Raw genomic sequence first — 14484 nt, 5'->3', positions numbered from 1 at the left:
TTCGAGATAGCCATTGCAAAACCGAAAATTGAGCTTATATCTTGGTTATCGACCAATGCTTGTGACGTCGTTCCAGAGCTCTATGCTCCCGTCGGATTTCCTCTCAAATAATCGATCTTATCCCGCAAGGCATCGCGGGAACCACAACGATTGCTTTGAAAGGAAATCGTTATGAACACTGGTACTGTAAAGTGGTTTAACTCCACCAAAGGCTTCGGCTTCATTCAGCCTGACAATGGCAGCACGGATGTCTTCGTGCACGTGTCTGCCGTCGAGCGCGCCGGAATGCGTTCACTCTCGGATGGTCAGAAGATCACTTATGACATCGTCCAGGACCGCAAGTCTGGCAAGAACTCTGCCGACAACCTTCAGGCGGCGTAATAAGGTCATTCGCACCGCTGACCACGGATGTACTGGCAGCAAAGCTGAATGACTGTGAGAGGTCGGGTCATGCCCGGCCTTTTGTTTTTCTTGCAAGAGCGATTGGCGCCTGCACTGGCTATGCCCCAGCGACAGGATGTATCTGTACCATCCGGAAGGACGGGTCCGGTTCCGACCGCTGCAACATCCGGCCAGAGCGGCCTGCAGGCAGAAATGACAATAGCCTGCCCAAACGGCGAGGCAGGCATGTGGCAGACGCAATAGCCGCATCATAGGCATCGCTGTCTTTCCGGCGGCCTTACCCAACCGAGAGGAGGACGCGATGTCTTCCAACGAGTATTCCGGCTACGTTTCACAAAATCTGGCTCGCTCGAATGCGTTCGGATATCATGAACAAGCGGCCCGTGGCGCGCTTCTCACAACCGCGCTCACCGGCGACACTCCGCGAAATCTGCCCTTGGCGGCGATGAGAGCCTTTCCCAATTTCGGCGTCGATGGAAAAACACGCGTGCTGACCACCATTTATAGCACGAAATTCCTCCCGCTTTAGCAAGTCCGCTTCGGGACAAACGCTGACCCAAATCCCCGGCTCAAACAGCGCCGATATACATCCGGGCGCCAAAGGATAAACCCATGGCCAAAGGCCAAACGCGTAGCAACCGCGAGATTCGTAAACCGAAAAAAGACAAATCCGCAGCAGCAGCACCCGCGCCATCTGGCTCGCAGGTCAAGCTCACCGGCGGCCACACGACGAGTGTCAGCAAAAAATAGCTCGGCACTGTCACACCAATATCCATCGCAAAGGGCGCGATACCGCGCTCATTCTTCGAGGACAAAATGACAAACTACACCACCCGAAAATCCGCAGAAGCGCTGTTTCGCGCACCTGCCACCGAAGCCGCTTCCAGTGCCGAAAAGCTCTTCAACCTTCGGAAAGCGATGCAGCTGCGCCAGCGACAACTGCGCGCAAGCGAACGAACCGTCCGAGATGCCGCCCGTCGCCTCCGTCATCCTGTCGCAACCGCGAGGGCGCAAATGTGACCCGGTTCGATTATACGGGTGGAGCTGGACTTTACACCGGCAAGTCGAAAGCTGGAAAAAGCGGCCCTCGCTATCGGCGGTTCGAGACAGCTGCCGAAGCCCTCCGTTTCGCCGTAGAGGACATGCCAAACAGTCAGCAGCGTGGCTCTATGTTGGAGATTGACGAAGCGCGCTTTGATCAGAACCAGATACGCGCACTCTATGACGCGCCAGGCTACCCACTTTCACGCCGGCTCGCCTGATCGGCGACAGGTCTGACGGACTCTTGGGACGCCGGCATAAGCTTTGATCTGCGACGCTCAGAGATCCGGGATCACCGTCGCGACCAGGCTGATCCGATAGGCCGTGGATTTCTGTTCCTATGAACTGACAGCTGAAAAAGAGGAGTACGACATGACCGATCTGCAAGAATTTGCTTCGAGTCCGAATGGAGACAAGTGGTTCGTTGGAAAAGAAGCGGCGACCAACAGGCTTTTCGTCCTCCACCGGGGGAACGCATCCTCTGGCGGCCACGAGACAAGTTCGTCGGTCGATGCTTTCTTGAATCAGCAGCCGTTCGGTCCCGAGCGCGAGGCACTGGTCGTGTTCCTGGAGAAGAATAAAAGCAGCGAAGATACCGGCATTCGCGAGGATGCTGAGATGCCATCGCTGCGGCTGGCGGAGGAGTACCTGCGCCTCGGCGGGCGTCGGCGAGTGAAAGTCGACGACAACATCGTCAGCACGCGGAAATGGGACGATGAACCAGCCATGGCATCGTTATTCTGGAAGGAGCATATCGAGCCTCTGGACGAAAAGCAGCGCCGCGAGGTCAAGCTGCATCTCCCATCGATCAGCGACGACTGATCGGAAGGGCAATCGGGTCTCGTGATGAATCCCGAAGCTCGGCAACGGACAATGCAGAGCCGTAGGCGTTTCGCCAGCGCAGGTGTGACAGAGCAGATCGGTTTGCACTCGCGCCGCGCTGGCAAGCAGAGGGCATGCCGAAGCGTTCCATACGACACCGAACGACTTCCAGCTATCGCTGTTTCAGCTTTCCCCCATCGTCTGATTTCACGTCCGCGCGAAGGGCGACTCCTGCTCCACAAAAACGACATCGCCCTTCACGGGAGGGCCCGTATAGGGTGGCGACGGACGTCTTCAGAAATGCTTTTAGGGTCCGTTGCTATGCCGACGCTCAACATTCATCATCGGACGACTTACACTTTTCGAGAGAAGGTGTCGCTGTCGCCGCACCGCCTTATGCTCAGGCCACGTAAACGCCGCGAGCTCAGGCTACTGAGCCATGAGATTTCCATTTCCCCCGAGGCTGAGCTGAGCTGGTCGCATGACGTATTCGGCAACGCGATCGCCTCAGCGACATTCCAGACCCCCCGCGATAGTTTGGTGGTGGACAGCATGGCGACCGTGGATTCTCAATGATTCCTGCACGCGCTCCAGCGCCATCTCGATAGCGCCGTCTATTTCCATGAGCGAAAAACTCCCATTGAGATCGAAGGTAGAAGTCGTCATCTCCATCGGCGGCAAAAAGCACTGGCTGTGGCGGGCCGTTGATCAGGATGGCTTTGTTCTCGATGTGCTGGTGCAGAGCCGCCGTAATACCAAGGCAGCCAAACGTCTTATGCGAAAGCTTCTCAAAGGACAGGGTCAAGCACCCCGTGTGATGATCACCGGCAAACTCCGATCCTACGGCGCGGCCAAACGCGACATCATGCCCGGCGTGGAACACCGTTCGCACAAGGGATTGAATAACCGGGCGGAGAATTCACATCAGCCGACACGACGGCGAGAGCGCATCATGAAGGGCTTCAAGTCAGCTCGACATCTCCAGCGTTTCGTCTCCATTCATGATCCGGTCGCCAATCTCTTCCACATTCCACGCCACGATATCCCGTCCCACCATCACCGTGAACTGAGAACCGCAGCCATGCAAATGTGGAGTGATGTCGCCCGACTGCAAGCTGCGTGAGAGGAAACGGCGCTTACCAATCTTGGCCGCAGCCCTTTAACCTTACGGTGCGGATCAGGCTAAGGACTGATATCAATGGATATAAATCAGACTACAGGCTGCTATCACAAGGATATTATCAGCTTACAGTCTGATATAACCCGCTTGATGATCACCCCCTAAGCTGATAAGACAAACAAAATATCAGTTTACAGGCTGAGATATGAAAAGTGACACTCGCAAAAGAGCACGGGGACGGCTTGACGAAAGACTTCAGGCGCTCCAACCAATTGATCGGTTTAGGGCACCGCCCAAGGGATGGGTACGAGCGCTACGCGATGCCCTCGGCATGACGGGTGCGCAACTGGGGGGCGTTTGCGGGAGAGGGCGGAATCCTACGCTAAGGCTTCGGCCATCGATATTCTCCGGTGAGATTTATATGCTCCCAGCCGAGAGGAGAGACGTGGGCCAGGAGATCTGGCGCTAGCGGATTTCCCTCCCGTTTCTGGCTGGCGACCACTTCACCCAGTTTCATGGTGTTCCAGAAGATGATGATGGCGGCGAGCAGGTTCATGCCGGCGATCCGGTAATGCTGGCCCTCGGCGGAACGGTCGCGGATTTCGCCATGGCGATGGAAGCTGATGGCTCGCTTCAGCGCGTGGTGCGCCTCGCCCTTGTTGAGGCCGATCTGAGCCCGGCGTTGCAGATCTGCATCCAGAATCCAGTCGATCATGAACAGGGTTCGCTCGACCCGGCCAACCTCGCGCAAAGCCGTCGCAAGTTCGTTCTGCCGCGGATAGGAGGCGAGCTTGCGCAGGATCTGGCTGGGGGCAACACTTCCAGCCGCAATTGTGGCGGCGATGCGAAGGATGTCGGGCCAGTTGCGCTCGATCAGAGCCTGATTGATCTTTCCACCTATCATGGCCCGCAAGTGAGCCGGCGCGGCCGGGAGATCGAATGCATAGAGTCTTTTCGATGGTAGGTCGCGGATACGAGGAGCAAACCTGTAGCCGAGGATCGCGCAAGCGGCAAAGACATGATCAGTGAAGCCGCCCGTGTCGGCGAACTGCTCGCGGATATGGCGGCCGGCATCGTTCATGAGCAGACCATCGAGGATGTAGGGGGCCTCGCTTGCCGTCGCGGGGATTATCTGGGTCGCGAAGGGCGCATATTGATCCGAGACGTGGCTGTAGGCCTTCAGGCCTGGAGTGTTACCGTATTTCGCATTGACCAGATTTATGGCCTCGCCTTGCTCAGTCGTGGCGAAGAACTGACCATCGCTTGATGCTGAGGTGCCCATGCCCCAAAACTGCGCCATAGGCAACGAGGCCTGTGCCTCTACCACCATGGCCAGCGCCCGATCATAGGCCTCGCCTTCGACATGCCAACGGGCAATGCGGATCAACTCCCAGAACGTATGGGTGTTTGTGGCGTCAGCCATTTTGCGCAGGCCGAGGTTGATGCCTTCCGCGAGGATGACGTTCATCAACCCGATTCGATCTGCGCAGGGTGCTCCCGTGCGCAGATGAGTGAAGGCTTCACAGAAGCCGATTGCGGCATCGACTTCCAACAACAGGTCGGTGATGCGTGTAGGTGGTATCTGCTTGTAGAGATCGAGAACCAGGTCCTCGGCGCCGACAGGTGTAGCGGCTTCAAGCCTGTCGATATGCAGGATGCCATTTTCGATCGAGCCACCTGGAATCGTGCCAGCGCGAGCAGCGCGGCCGAGCTCGCGTAATCGGATCTCGAGGCGGGCTTGCCGATCGGCCAGCCATTCCTCAGGACGCAACGGCACGGCAAGGCGGCCGCACTCCGCAACGGCCTGCGCCGGAACGAGAGCCTGCTTCAGATCAGCATAACGCCGGGATCGGGCCAGCCAGATATCTCCGGCCCGGAACGCATCGCGCAGATGGAACAGCACAGCGATCTCCCAAAGCCGGATGTCCCCTGCATCCTGGGCACGGAGGTGGCGATGCCATTTTGAGCTTGGACGCAGAAACTCGCAAGAGGTCGCGCTTTTGGCGCCGTTGCGCAAGGCCAGAACTGCTTCCAGCAACGGCAGGGCGACCGGCGCTGCCTGAAGATCAAGCAGCCGTAACATTCGCGGGGCATAGCGACGGAAACGATGATAGCCATCAAGCACATGGTTTATCGGATCATCCGCCATAGCGGCAGTTAGTCTGGCAGCCGTCGCAACAAGGGTTTTGAATCCGTCCCAGCCCGATCCGTTAGCGATGACATCATCCAGAGGCTGGCCGTCATCCTGCGCATCGAGCAAGGCTTCCCCGATTTCTGCAAAGGATTTCAAGGTAATGCGTACTGCGTTCGCTCCGTCCGCCACCTTCGCCTGGCAAATGCGTTCCGAGGCGCGGTAAAGTCTGCCGACGATCCTGTCATGCGTTTCAACAACTGCGTCGGCGAGCATGGCTTGCCATTCCGATGCGCAAACGCTCAGGATTGCAAGCCGCCTGTCTTCCGGAAGATCACGCATGCCGTCGGCATAATAGCGCTCACCCTGCCGACGCAGCCGTGTCACCCTATGGGCAGGAACGCCGACCAGCAGATCCTCCGGTAGGTCGATGCGTTGCAGGTATTCCAGCCTGTCGAGAAGCCGGTTGGCCGACGACGAATTTGTCCCCGGCTCAAACTGCCGCAACCAGACGAAACGGCTTACCCGGTCGTCGACCGTCTCTTCGAGCAACCCTGACAATTGTTCCCGGATCGGCTGTGACAGGCGACCAGCAATTCTGGTTTCGATGCGTCGCTCTGCATCGACCAGGGCTGCAGCGCAAAGGCGCTCAATCGTGGTTGTCGCGGGAAGAACCGTGCGGCTCCGTCGGCATTCGTCGATAAAGCGGCGAGCAATCTCCTCGTTCGATACCGCATGCTCGGCCTCCCGGAATAACCATTCCTTCAGTTCACGAGCACCGCGCCCAGAGAAGGTACGAAACCCATAGAGCGTCCGCAGCTCGGCAAGATGCTCATGCCGTGTCTCTTCGCGGGTGGCATAGTCAACGAGATCGTCGGGGCGCAGACCAAGTTGCGCTCCGATGAACTCGACGACTTCCGTTGGAATCAGCTCGCCAGGGGCGAGCGCACGACCGGGATAACGCAGCACGCACAATTGCAGGGCATAGCCAAACCTGTTGTGAGCGCGCCTGCGCTGTCTTATGTGCCCAAGGTCTTCATCGCTCAGGGTGTAGTGTCTCAACAAATCCACCTGCGAGGACGGCAGGCGCAGGAGGGCGTCCTTCTGTCGATCGGTTAAAGTGACGCGACGCGGCATTCATGTTCCTTTTTCAAAATCAGATAGTGTTTAAGATGCTTTGTTTATGATGCTGGTTAAGATACACTTCTCGCGAACAAAGCAATCGTGGTCGTCGCACCGCCTCAAACCACCGTTTAAGAAACATGTTGATCGGATATGCCCGCGTCTCCAAAGCGGATGGCTCTCAGTCCCTCGACCTGCAGCACGATGCCTTGCGCGCCGCCGGCGTCGAGCGGGTCAATGTCTATGAGGATCTGGCATCAGGCAGTCGCGACGATCGGCCCGGTCTCACCTCCTGCCTGCGAGCGTTGCGGGCTGGAGATGTACTGATCGTCTGGAAACTCGACCGCCTCGGGCGGACGCTTGCCCATCTGGTCAACACGGTGAAGGAGCTTTCCGATCGGGGAATCGGTCTCAGGGTCATTACCGGTGAAGGCGCGCTGATCGATACCACCACCGCCTCGGGTCGGATGGTATTCGGCATCTTCGCAACGCTCGCGGAGTTCGAGCGGGATCTGATCCGCGAGCGAACCATGGCAGGTCTCGCAGCCGCCCGGGCTCGGGGGCGCAAAGGAGGTCGGAAGTTCGCTCTCACCAAAGCGCAAGTGCGCCTGGCCCAGGCCGCCATGGCTCAGCGTGATGCATCGGTTTCTGATCTGTGCAGGGAACTTGGAATTGAGCGAGTCACCCTCTACCGCTACGTCGGACCCAGGGGCGAACTAAGAGACTATGGAAAACGCGTTCTCGGCTTGGCATAGGACTGCCTTCAACCAAAAGCATCGTTGCCTAACCATAGGCTAAGGGTTCGCGCAGTGAAATCTCCGGCTGGACGAGCAGCCAATCTCGCAATGCTGCCAGATCATTTGAAAGCGGCAATGCTCTCGGATGAATCAAGCCGTACTCTGTTCCATCTGCAGTGAAGGCGAGCGGCGCTTCCAGCCGCTGGCTCGCCACATCATTTTCCACGATCGCTTGCGGCGCGAGTGCAACGCCCAAGCCGCCCAAGGCCGCTTCAACCATCAGGAAGTGATGATCGAGAAGTCGGATGGTTCTCGGCCTCGGCGCATCCGGATGCGCATCGAGCCACAGTGTCCAGGCTTGCGGCCGGGTCCGCGATCCAAGCGCGATGTAGTCGCCATTCTCGAACCGTTCCCGCATGGATGGCACCATCACTGGGCCAACGCGTTCGGGCATCAGTTTGATGATACTCCAATCGGGATCGACGGGAAAATCGAGACGCCGGATCGCGAGCGTTACGCGGTCGCGGAAAAAATCGAGCGCGCCTCCACCGGTCGACAGATGCACCTCCACCTGCGGATGTCTGTCTTGAAACGTCGACAGACGCGGGATCAGCCAACGCATGGCCAGCGACCGCTCACAGGAGAGCAGGATCGGCGCCGGCACGGAGGCCGAGCGGATTTCGGTGAGAATACCTGTAATGAGGCCGAACGCCTTGCCCGCCGCCGCGGCCAGTTTTTCGCCGTCTGGCGTCAGCCGTATCCCGCGTCCTTCCGCTTCGAGCAAACTGAGGCCGATATCGCGTGCGAACTTCGAAACGCGGCGCTGACAGCGCCATGTGTCAAGGAGAGTTCGATGGCGGCAGCGCGCACGGAGCCGAGGCGGGCGACCGTCTCGAAGGCACGCAAATCGTCCAGGGAAGGTATTTCAGATCGTTTCATTGGTGATTCCATATCACCGATATTCGTCAGATCATATCGATAATCACCATACATCGTTCTGCTATGATCACCGGCATGCAGGAAACATCACCTATTTCCATCAGCCCAATTTCCGTCGGCATTGTCGCCGACGACCTCACCAGCGCCGCCGACGGCGCAGTGGCCTTTCTCGGAAAGGCCGGAGCGCCGCTCATCTTGCGATCATCCGCAGCCGTTCCCGATCAAGCCGTTGTTGCCATTGACGCGAACAGCCGCACCTTGGCCGCAGCCGGGGCCGCTCTAACAACTGCAACCGCGATTGCGGCGCTCAGGAACCGGTCCATATTGTTCAAGACGATCGATTCCACTTTGCGCGGTCACGTGCGCGAAGAGATCGCCGCGGCATTTCGGGCGAGCGGCCGCAGAAGGCTGGTCATTGCTCCAGCCTTTCCGGAAGCGGGGCGATTGACGGATGGCGGCCTCCAGACGATCCATGGCATCCCGGTCAGCCAAAGCGACTATGGCCGCGATCCCGTCCATCCGGCGCGCACTTCGACAATAGCCGAACTGATCGAATCCTCGCTCAGCCGGGTCGTCGTCGTGGCAAAAGACCAGGAGGCAGGGACGATCGACGAGGCTGACGCCCTAATCCTCGATGCCGACAGCCAGGAAACGCTGAACCGGCAGGCGGCCCGGTTCCCCGATCCCGGCGATATTCTCTGGGTCGGTTCCCCCGGTCTTGCCATCGCGCTCGCCGCACTCGTACCAGTCGCTGCCACACGTGACACAATGCAGGATATCAAGGTCCGTCGCACGCTCATCGTCGCGGGCAGCGCCAATCCCGTGACACATGCGCAATGCGGTACAATGCAGGACCAAGGCATTCCAGTGATTGAGCGAATGGCGGACGCACCCGCCGATGCTCGTATCGTCTGCCTGCGCGCACCAAGCGCCCGCCGAACGGACCCCGCTACATTACTGACCGCGCTTGCAGGGGAAGCCTCCGCAAGCGTCATGCAGGATCGGTACGATTCGGTGATCGCCACAGGCGGCGAGACGATGGCTGCGATCCTGGACCGGCTCGGCATCACCGGCTTCACGCTGGTCGGCGAAATGGAGCCCGGCTTCCCTGTTGGCCGCACGACGCGAGCGCATGGTTCTCCGCTCGTCATCGCAATGAAGGCTGGGGGTTTCGGTTCACCAGACACCCTTCTCCGCGCCGCCCAGGCTCTGTCGGGCGAGCGAATCTCTGGAAAGGTCTACTGATGTCGTCGAGCATGGCCCCCATTGCCGTAACCATGGGCGATCCGTCCGGCGTTGGGCCGGAAATCATCGCTAAGATGTATCTCCGGCGCCCGCAGAAGCGGCACTGGATCGTCGTGGGCGATCCGCTGGTCATGGAGCATGCCGTCAACGCTCTCGGTGCGGGCATAAAGATTCGACCGGTTGTCTCGATCGAGGACGCTCTGTTCGAGGACGGTATTCTCGACGTGCTCACCTCCTCGCAGCTTCCCTCTCTGCCGCCAATCGGCCAAGTCTCGGCTGCGAGCGGGCAAGCGGCCTTCGACGCGATCATCATTGCGATCCGACTCGCGCGCTACGGCCTGGTCGGGAAGATCGTCACCGCGCCGATCCACAAGGAGGCGCTCGCGGCTGCCGGCCTGCATTATCCGGGACATACGGAAATTCTTGCCGATCATGGCGGTTCAGCCAAAGTTGCCATGATGCTGGCGAATGAGGAGATCCTGACCGTGCTCGTCACGATCCATTGTTCGCTGGCCGAGGCGATCCGAAGGGCGGATTTTGCTGCGCAGATGGATGCTATCCGGCTGGCATACAGGGGTGCACGTTCTCTTGGGATCGCACGGCCGCGTATAGCCGTTGCCGGCCTCAACCCGCATGCCGGCGAAGGCGGTCTCTTCGGAGACGAGGAAATCCGCATCATCCGTCCGGCGATCGAGGCGGCGCGCGCCGAGGGTATCGACGTTTCCGGTCCGTGGCCCGGCGACACGGTGTTCATGCAGGCGCGCAAACGCGTTTTCGACATCGTGGTCGCCCAGTATCACGATCAGGGGCTGATTCCCGTCAAATATCTCGGTCTCGACAAGGGCGTGAACATAACGCTTGGTCTTCCCTTCATCCGCACCAGTCCGGATCATGGCACCGCCTTCGACATTGCAGGGCGCGGAATTGCCGACCCTTCCAGCCTGGAAACAGCCTTCGACTATGCCGAACGTCTTGAGGTCCGACTCCCGCATTTGAAAGGCGATTTGCCATGAGACCATTCGACTTTATTTTCATGCTGACGCGCAATGATCGCACCGTGCCGGAAGCGCCCGCGCATGTGGAAACGGCGCTTCAAGCCGGTATCCGCCATATCGGTTTCAAGGACGTCGGCCTGCCCTTCGCAGCCCTTCATGAACTCGCCGAGTTGATCCGGGAAGGCGGCGCCAGCACCTATCTCGAAGTCGTGTCGCTCGATAGGGAGAGCGAAATCCGCTCAGTGAAGGCCGCGGTCGAACTGGGTGTCGATTATCTCCTCGGCGGCACCCATGCCGAAGACGCGCTGCCGTTGCTCGAAGGTTCGGCGATCCGCTACTACCCGTTTCCGGGCCGCATCGTCGGCCACCCGAGCATTCTCGAGGGATCGCAGGCAGAAATTGTGGGGAGCGCCGTCAAGCTCGCCAGCTATCCCGGCGTCGCCGGTCTCGACCTTCTCGCCTACCGTTCGGCGATCAATGTAGCGCCGCTGATGGATGCTGTCTGTCGGTCCGTGGCCAAGCCCGTGATCGTCGCAGGATCGGTCGATCATCCGGAACAGATCGAAGACATTCGCAGGAGCGGTGCTGCAGGATTCACGGTCGGCACATCGGCACTGGACGGCCGGTTCCCGGCCGCCGACGCGACGCTCCATTCTCAACTTGAGGCAATTTCGGATTGTTGCCGGAGGGGCGACTCCGCCCGATCTTGCCAAGAACGGAAAGGCTTGGCCGGGTAGCGGTTACAGCAAGAATACTATTGTCGCAAAACTCGGGACGCCTCGCCCGTGAGGCGGGCCTGACCAACTGAAGGATAAATGAATGCGCTCGCTTCTACTCTCACTTTTGTCAGTTTCCTGCTTGTGCGGGGCAGCGATGGCCCGCGAAGCAAACTCGCAATCAGTCGCTGCGCCGGATCTTGCCGATGTCCAGAGCCACTCGACCGATGTTGAAGCGAACAAGCCCGCACTGGAGCTGCTCGCCCCCAAGGTGAACGCTCATGCCGCGAGCGATGGGGCCACGCCGGCAGTCTTGGCCAGGACATCGTCACCAAATAGAACCTGGTAACGACAAAACCAAGCAAGACCGAGGTGGGATGTCGCCGAATGCGGCGATATAGCAGGGTTGCGCACCGATGTGGCCCGCCCTCGGACGAAATTGCATTCTGCCGGCGCCAAAGGTGCGGATGTGCGGCGGCTCGCCCAGTCGTCCTTGCGCCGCCGTGAAGGGACCTCGATGTCGCTTGACTCATCTATTTGCCCGCGCCTATCGATCTCTAATCACTGATTTTTCCGTTTTAGGAGGAACAGCCTTGTCTCCACAAGAAAAGCGCATGCGGATTATCCGTCAGCTCGTGATCTTCGGCATTGTGTTGGTTGCTTTTTTGAGCTTCGCCGCCTACCGCCTGAAGACAGGCGATTTTGGATAAGCGCACATCCTTGCGTGTGAACACCTATGTGTTGTCTGAGCATAACAATGCATAGCTGGAGCCCGTCAGGTCAACATTTCCGAATTGACTGCCATAGACAGGCGGTGAACGCGATCTTCATAGTTTAGGGAAAACCCGTGTCAACGATCAATCCGGAACTCTTCCGCGCACTGCCGAAAGCAGAAATCCACGTGCATCTTGAAGGGTGCTTTAATATCGAAACCCTCGTTCGATGGGCTGGTGAAGCAGGAGTACCGCTCCCTCGTCCTGCCGATCGGCTGTTCGAGTTTCAAGGGCTCGCCGATTTTCTGCATTTTCTGGATTGGGCCTGCGGCCTGGCCGATTCCCCACAAAGACTGACTGAATTGGCGCACGACTTCTGCCGCCGCTTGGCAGCCGACGGAACCGGCTATGCCGACCTGATCGTGAACCCGACGCATTGGAAGCACTGGCGGCATCGGATTCCGGACATGGTGGCGGCGCTTGATGGCGGCTTCGCCGCCGCGGAGGCCGAAGGCCTGCCGCCGGTCGGCCTTTGCATGAGCCTGTTGCGAACGCAGACAGCCAGAGAGGCAGACGAACTGGTCGATCTCCTGGTAGCGATGAATCACCCGCGCGTCGTCGCTCTTTCGATCGACGGCAATGAGGCTGCCGCCGGCCGGACCGGAGAACGTTTCGCCGCAGCTTTCGAGAAAGCTGGCAAGGCAGGCCTCAAGCGAACCGTCCACGCCGGCGAGTCCAGCGGTCCCGAAGGGGTCAGGGATGCGATCCTCCTGCTGGGTGCGGACCGGATCGACCACGGTGTTCGCGCGATCACCGACGACGCGACCGTTGACCTGCTTGTCGAGAAACAGGTTCCGATCGGCGTCTGCCCCACATCGAACGTCAACTTGAAGGTCTTCCCTTCTCTTGCAGAACACCCGATCGATCGGCTTGTCCAGGCCGGTGTCCGGGTTTCTATCAACACGGACGATCCGAGCCTGATGAGCACCAATCTGCCTCTCGAATACGCCCGTGTCGCCAGCGCTTTCTCCTGGAACGACACCGTCATTCGCGACGTGGCGCGCACATCGATCGAAGCGAGCTTTGCGCCGGAGAGCATCAAAACCGGCCTGCTTACGCGCCTTGCAACCTGGCAGGGATCATCTGGCCTTTGACGCAAGTTGGCATCGCTGATGTGCAGAGAAGGTTGCCGGTTTGGCACGCGATGTCGAACCTGTTCCTCGACACCGAATTGGAGGCAAGCGACTATCGTCGGATCGCCGAGGCGCTCGAGATCTCCGGATATTCCCTTGCGGAGCTCCGATCCATCTTGGAGGACGAGGTGGCCCCGGCATTTGCATCAAATCTCTGGTCCGTTGCAGGAGAATGGGCCGGTTGGAGCAAGAACGATGTCCAAACCATAATGCTTCAATCGCTGTCGCGGCGACCTATTCGCCTTATCTCATGGCTGAAGCGGTTGACGCATCGACGCTACGTGGAGCAGGAGTGGGAGAAGATCGAGCAGCTCCTCGAACACGGATGATGTCTATTCCGGAATCTACAGAGCGCGCCTAAGGGTTGCGCAAGGCGGTTGCAATCTTTCTCGTTTTCCAGAGTACGGAGTTGTAATGAGCAGGCAGTTCTGGCGCATTTTGGCAATCACAGTGGGAACGCTGTCGATCGCACACGGGCAGGTGATGGCGCAGCAACAGAATGCTACGGCGGTCGACAGGCTGAGAGTGAAAGTCGCGTCCTGTTTCAGCCCGCCGCCCGGTGCTACGGCAAAGACTGTAATTGCTGTGACACTGGAACCGGATAGCTCTGTTAAGAACAAGCCCAAGATCATTCGCAAGGGAAAGGGCCGGATCAACGAAGCGTTTGCGAAAGCGGCGGTCAGGGCAATCTTGAAATGTGGGCCCTATGGCGGTCTTGGGCTCAAGGGCGAGATCACATTGGATTTCGTACCTCCTGAACCTTCTCCGGTAACGAATTTCGACGACAAAAGTATCGCCGACCGCCTGGATGCTCTCACTGCAAGGCCATAGGGCGCCGCTTGGGACGAATTCGACCTAGCTTATCGCATTCCATGACGCGTATGCCTGGCGTGCCAAGATATTCATCCGTCGAACGGCGTCCATTTCGGTCTGCGACCGTGACAACGAAGCGGCTACCGTGCACGTCCCGGGAGTAGCGGGCAGTCAGTTCACGGAACGCACCAGCGCTGACCCCGTGCCGTTGGCAGAGTTCATCCAAGGCTTGTGCATAAAGAGAGATGGCCTTGGCCAGTGAGGCTGAGGGTTGAACGCCCGAGGATGTCCCCGCAATGAAATCGACCGAGATGTAACCCTCGGTACTTTGTGCTGCTTCCGCAAACACGTCCATGTCGTAAACGCCGATCATCAATCCGATCCCGCTGGCGAGCGAGTCTGCGATGTTGTGACCGATGGATTTCAATTCCCCGAACTTCATTTCAACAGCTTAGCTGTAACAGGCTGATCGGCAAAGTACTGTCAAACCCCAAA

18 protein-coding genes and 1 pseudogene are annotated in these 14484 nt (G+C 58.9%); 14 read left to right on the top strand and 5 right to left on the bottom strand.

Going from position 1 to position 14484, the window contains the following annotated elements:
- Positions 1-171: 171 nt before the first annotated feature.
- The 3 genes from ACQZ5K_RS23305 to ACQZ5K_RS23295 all read left to right on the top strand — a co-directional run bounded on the left by ACQZ5K_RS23305 (position 172) and on the right by ACQZ5K_RS23295 (position 1152).
- Positions 172-381, top strand: a complete 210-nt coding sequence (locus tag ACQZ5K_RS23305; protein WP_029870033.1) for a cold-shock protein — start codon at positions 172-174, stop codon at positions 379-381.
- A 322-nt stretch (positions 382-703) separates the two neighbouring features.
- Positions 704-931 carry a hypothetical protein gene (locus ACQZ5K_RS23300; RefSeq protein WP_448741578.1) on the top strand — a complete coding sequence of 76 codons (228 nt, stop codon included), beginning with the start codon at positions 704-706 and terminating at the stop codon, positions 929-931.
- A gap of 83 nt (positions 932-1014) precedes the next feature.
- On the top strand, positions 1015-1152 hold the full coding sequence (locus ACQZ5K_RS23295; RefSeq protein ID WP_183902430.1) for a hypothetical protein: 138 nt from the start codon (positions 1015-1017) through the stop codon (positions 1150-1152).
- Positions 1153-1200: 48 nt separating this feature from the next.
- Here the strand turns inward: ACQZ5K_RS23295 and ACQZ5K_RS23290 are convergent, their stop codons facing one another.
- Positions 1201-1392 carry a hypothetical protein gene (locus tag ACQZ5K_RS23290; RefSeq protein ID WP_448741577.1) on the bottom strand — a complete coding sequence of 64 codons (192 nt, stop codon included), beginning with the start codon at positions 1390-1392 and terminating at the stop codon, positions 1201-1203.
- 423 nt (positions 1393-1815) lie between these two features.
- Between ACQZ5K_RS23290 and ACQZ5K_RS23285 the strand changes: the two genes are divergently transcribed.
- From ACQZ5K_RS23285 to ACQZ5K_RS23270, 4 genes and pseudogenes are all read left to right on the top strand, one after another.
- Positions 1816-2265: a hypothetical protein gene (locus tag ACQZ5K_RS23285; protein WP_448741576.1), complete on the top strand. Its 450-nt coding sequence runs from the start codon at positions 1816-1818 to the stop codon at positions 2263-2265.
- A gap of 321 nt (positions 2266-2586) precedes the next feature.
- Positions 2587-2841 carry a transglutaminase N-terminal domain-containing protein gene (locus tag ACQZ5K_RS23280; RefSeq protein ID WP_448741575.1) on the top strand — a complete coding sequence of 85 codons (255 nt, stop codon included), beginning with the start codon at positions 2587-2589 and terminating at the stop codon, positions 2839-2841.
- Positions 2747-3388, top strand: a complete 642-nt coding sequence (locus ACQZ5K_RS23275; RefSeq protein ID WP_448741574.1) for an IS6 family transposase — start codon at positions 2747-2749, stop codon at positions 3386-3388. The genes ACQZ5K_RS23280 and ACQZ5K_RS23275 overlap by 95 nt, the downstream gene beginning before the upstream one ends.
- A 202-nt stretch (positions 3389-3590) precedes the next feature.
- Positions 3591-3749, top strand: a pseudogene (locus tag ACQZ5K_RS23270) (mobile mystery protein A); the annotation flags it as partial.
- 18 nt (positions 3750-3767) lie between these two features.
- On the opposite strand, the gene ACQZ5K_RS23265 reads toward ACQZ5K_RS23270, so the two are convergent.
- On the bottom strand, positions 3768-6653 hold the full coding sequence (locus ACQZ5K_RS23265; protein WP_448741573.1) for a Tn3 family transposase: 2886 nt from the start codon (positions 6651-6653) through the stop codon (positions 3768-3770).
- Between the two features lie 125 nt (positions 6654-6778).
- On the opposite strand from ACQZ5K_RS23265, the gene ACQZ5K_RS23260 reads away from it, so the two are divergent.
- Complete coding sequence (locus ACQZ5K_RS23260; protein ID WP_448741572.1) at positions 6779-7393, top strand: recombinase family protein; 615 nt, start codon at positions 6779-6781, stop codon at positions 7391-7393.
- Positions 7394-7421: 28 nt separating this feature from the next.
- On the opposite strand, the gene ACQZ5K_RS23255 is transcribed toward ACQZ5K_RS23260, so the two are convergent.
- Together ACQZ5K_RS23255 and ACQZ5K_RS23250 are read right to left on the bottom strand one after the other, a co-directional pair.
- Positions 7422-8159: a LysR substrate-binding domain-containing protein gene (locus tag ACQZ5K_RS23255; RefSeq protein WP_448741571.1), complete on the bottom strand. Its 738-nt coding sequence runs from the start codon at positions 8157-8159 to the stop codon at positions 7422-7424.
- Complete coding sequence (locus tag ACQZ5K_RS23250; RefSeq protein WP_448741570.1) at positions 8126-8314, bottom strand: helix-turn-helix domain-containing protein; 189 nt, start codon at positions 8312-8314, stop codon at positions 8126-8128. The genes ACQZ5K_RS23255 and ACQZ5K_RS23250 overlap by 34 nt, the downstream gene beginning before the upstream one ends.
- A gap of 75 nt (positions 8315-8389) precedes the next feature.
- On the opposite strand from ACQZ5K_RS23250, the gene ACQZ5K_RS23245 reads away from it, so the two are divergent.
- The 6 genes from ACQZ5K_RS23245 (at position 8390) to ACQZ5K_RS23220 (ending at position 14007) form a co-directional block, all read left to right on the top strand.
- On the top strand, positions 8390-9559 hold the full coding sequence (locus ACQZ5K_RS23245; protein ID WP_448741569.1) for a four-carbon acid sugar kinase family protein: 1170 nt from the start codon (positions 8390-8392) through the stop codon (positions 9557-9559).
- Positions 9559-10572: a 4-hydroxythreonine-4-phosphate dehydrogenase PdxA gene (gene pdxA / locus ACQZ5K_RS23240; RefSeq protein WP_448741568.1), complete on the top strand. Its 1014-nt coding sequence runs from the start codon at positions 9559-9561 to the stop codon at positions 10570-10572. The genes ACQZ5K_RS23245 and pdxA overlap by 1 nt, the downstream gene beginning before the upstream one ends.
- Entirely contained in the window at positions 10569-11291 is a 723-nt protein-coding gene (locus ACQZ5K_RS23235; RefSeq protein WP_448741567.1) for a 4-hydroxythreonine-4-phosphate dehydrogenase, read from the top strand. The genes pdxA and ACQZ5K_RS23235 overlap by 4 nt, the downstream gene beginning before the upstream one ends.
- An 826-nt stretch (positions 11292-12117) precedes the next feature.
- Complete coding sequence (gene add / locus ACQZ5K_RS23230) at positions 12118-13137, top strand: adenosine deaminase (RefSeq protein WP_448741566.1); 1020 nt, start codon at positions 12118-12120, stop codon at positions 13135-13137.
- Positions 13134-13505 (top strand): DUF7079 family protein, encoded by a 372-nt coding sequence (locus tag ACQZ5K_RS23225; RefSeq protein ID WP_448741565.1) that lies wholly within the window; start codon positions 13134-13136, stop codon positions 13503-13505. The genes add and ACQZ5K_RS23225 overlap by 4 nt, the downstream gene beginning before the upstream one ends.
- A gap of 85 nt (positions 13506-13590) precedes the next feature.
- On the top strand, positions 13591-14007 hold the full coding sequence (locus tag ACQZ5K_RS23220) for a hypothetical protein (RefSeq protein ID WP_448741564.1): 417 nt from the start codon (positions 13591-13593) through the stop codon (positions 14005-14007).
- On the opposite strand, the gene ACQZ5K_RS23215 is transcribed toward ACQZ5K_RS23220, so the two are convergent.
- Complete coding sequence (locus tag ACQZ5K_RS23215) at positions 13991-14431, bottom strand: hypothetical protein (RefSeq protein ID WP_448741563.1); 441 nt, start codon at positions 14429-14431, stop codon at positions 13991-13993. The genes ACQZ5K_RS23220 and ACQZ5K_RS23215 overlap by 17 nt on opposite strands.
- Between the last annotated feature and the right edge of the window lie 53 nt (positions 14432-14484).

The organism is Agrobacterium sp. 22-226-1, assembly GCF_053522345.1.
The sequence above is the reverse complement of the archived record's forward strand: the minus strand, read 5'-3'. Positions and strand labels throughout refer to the sequence as shown.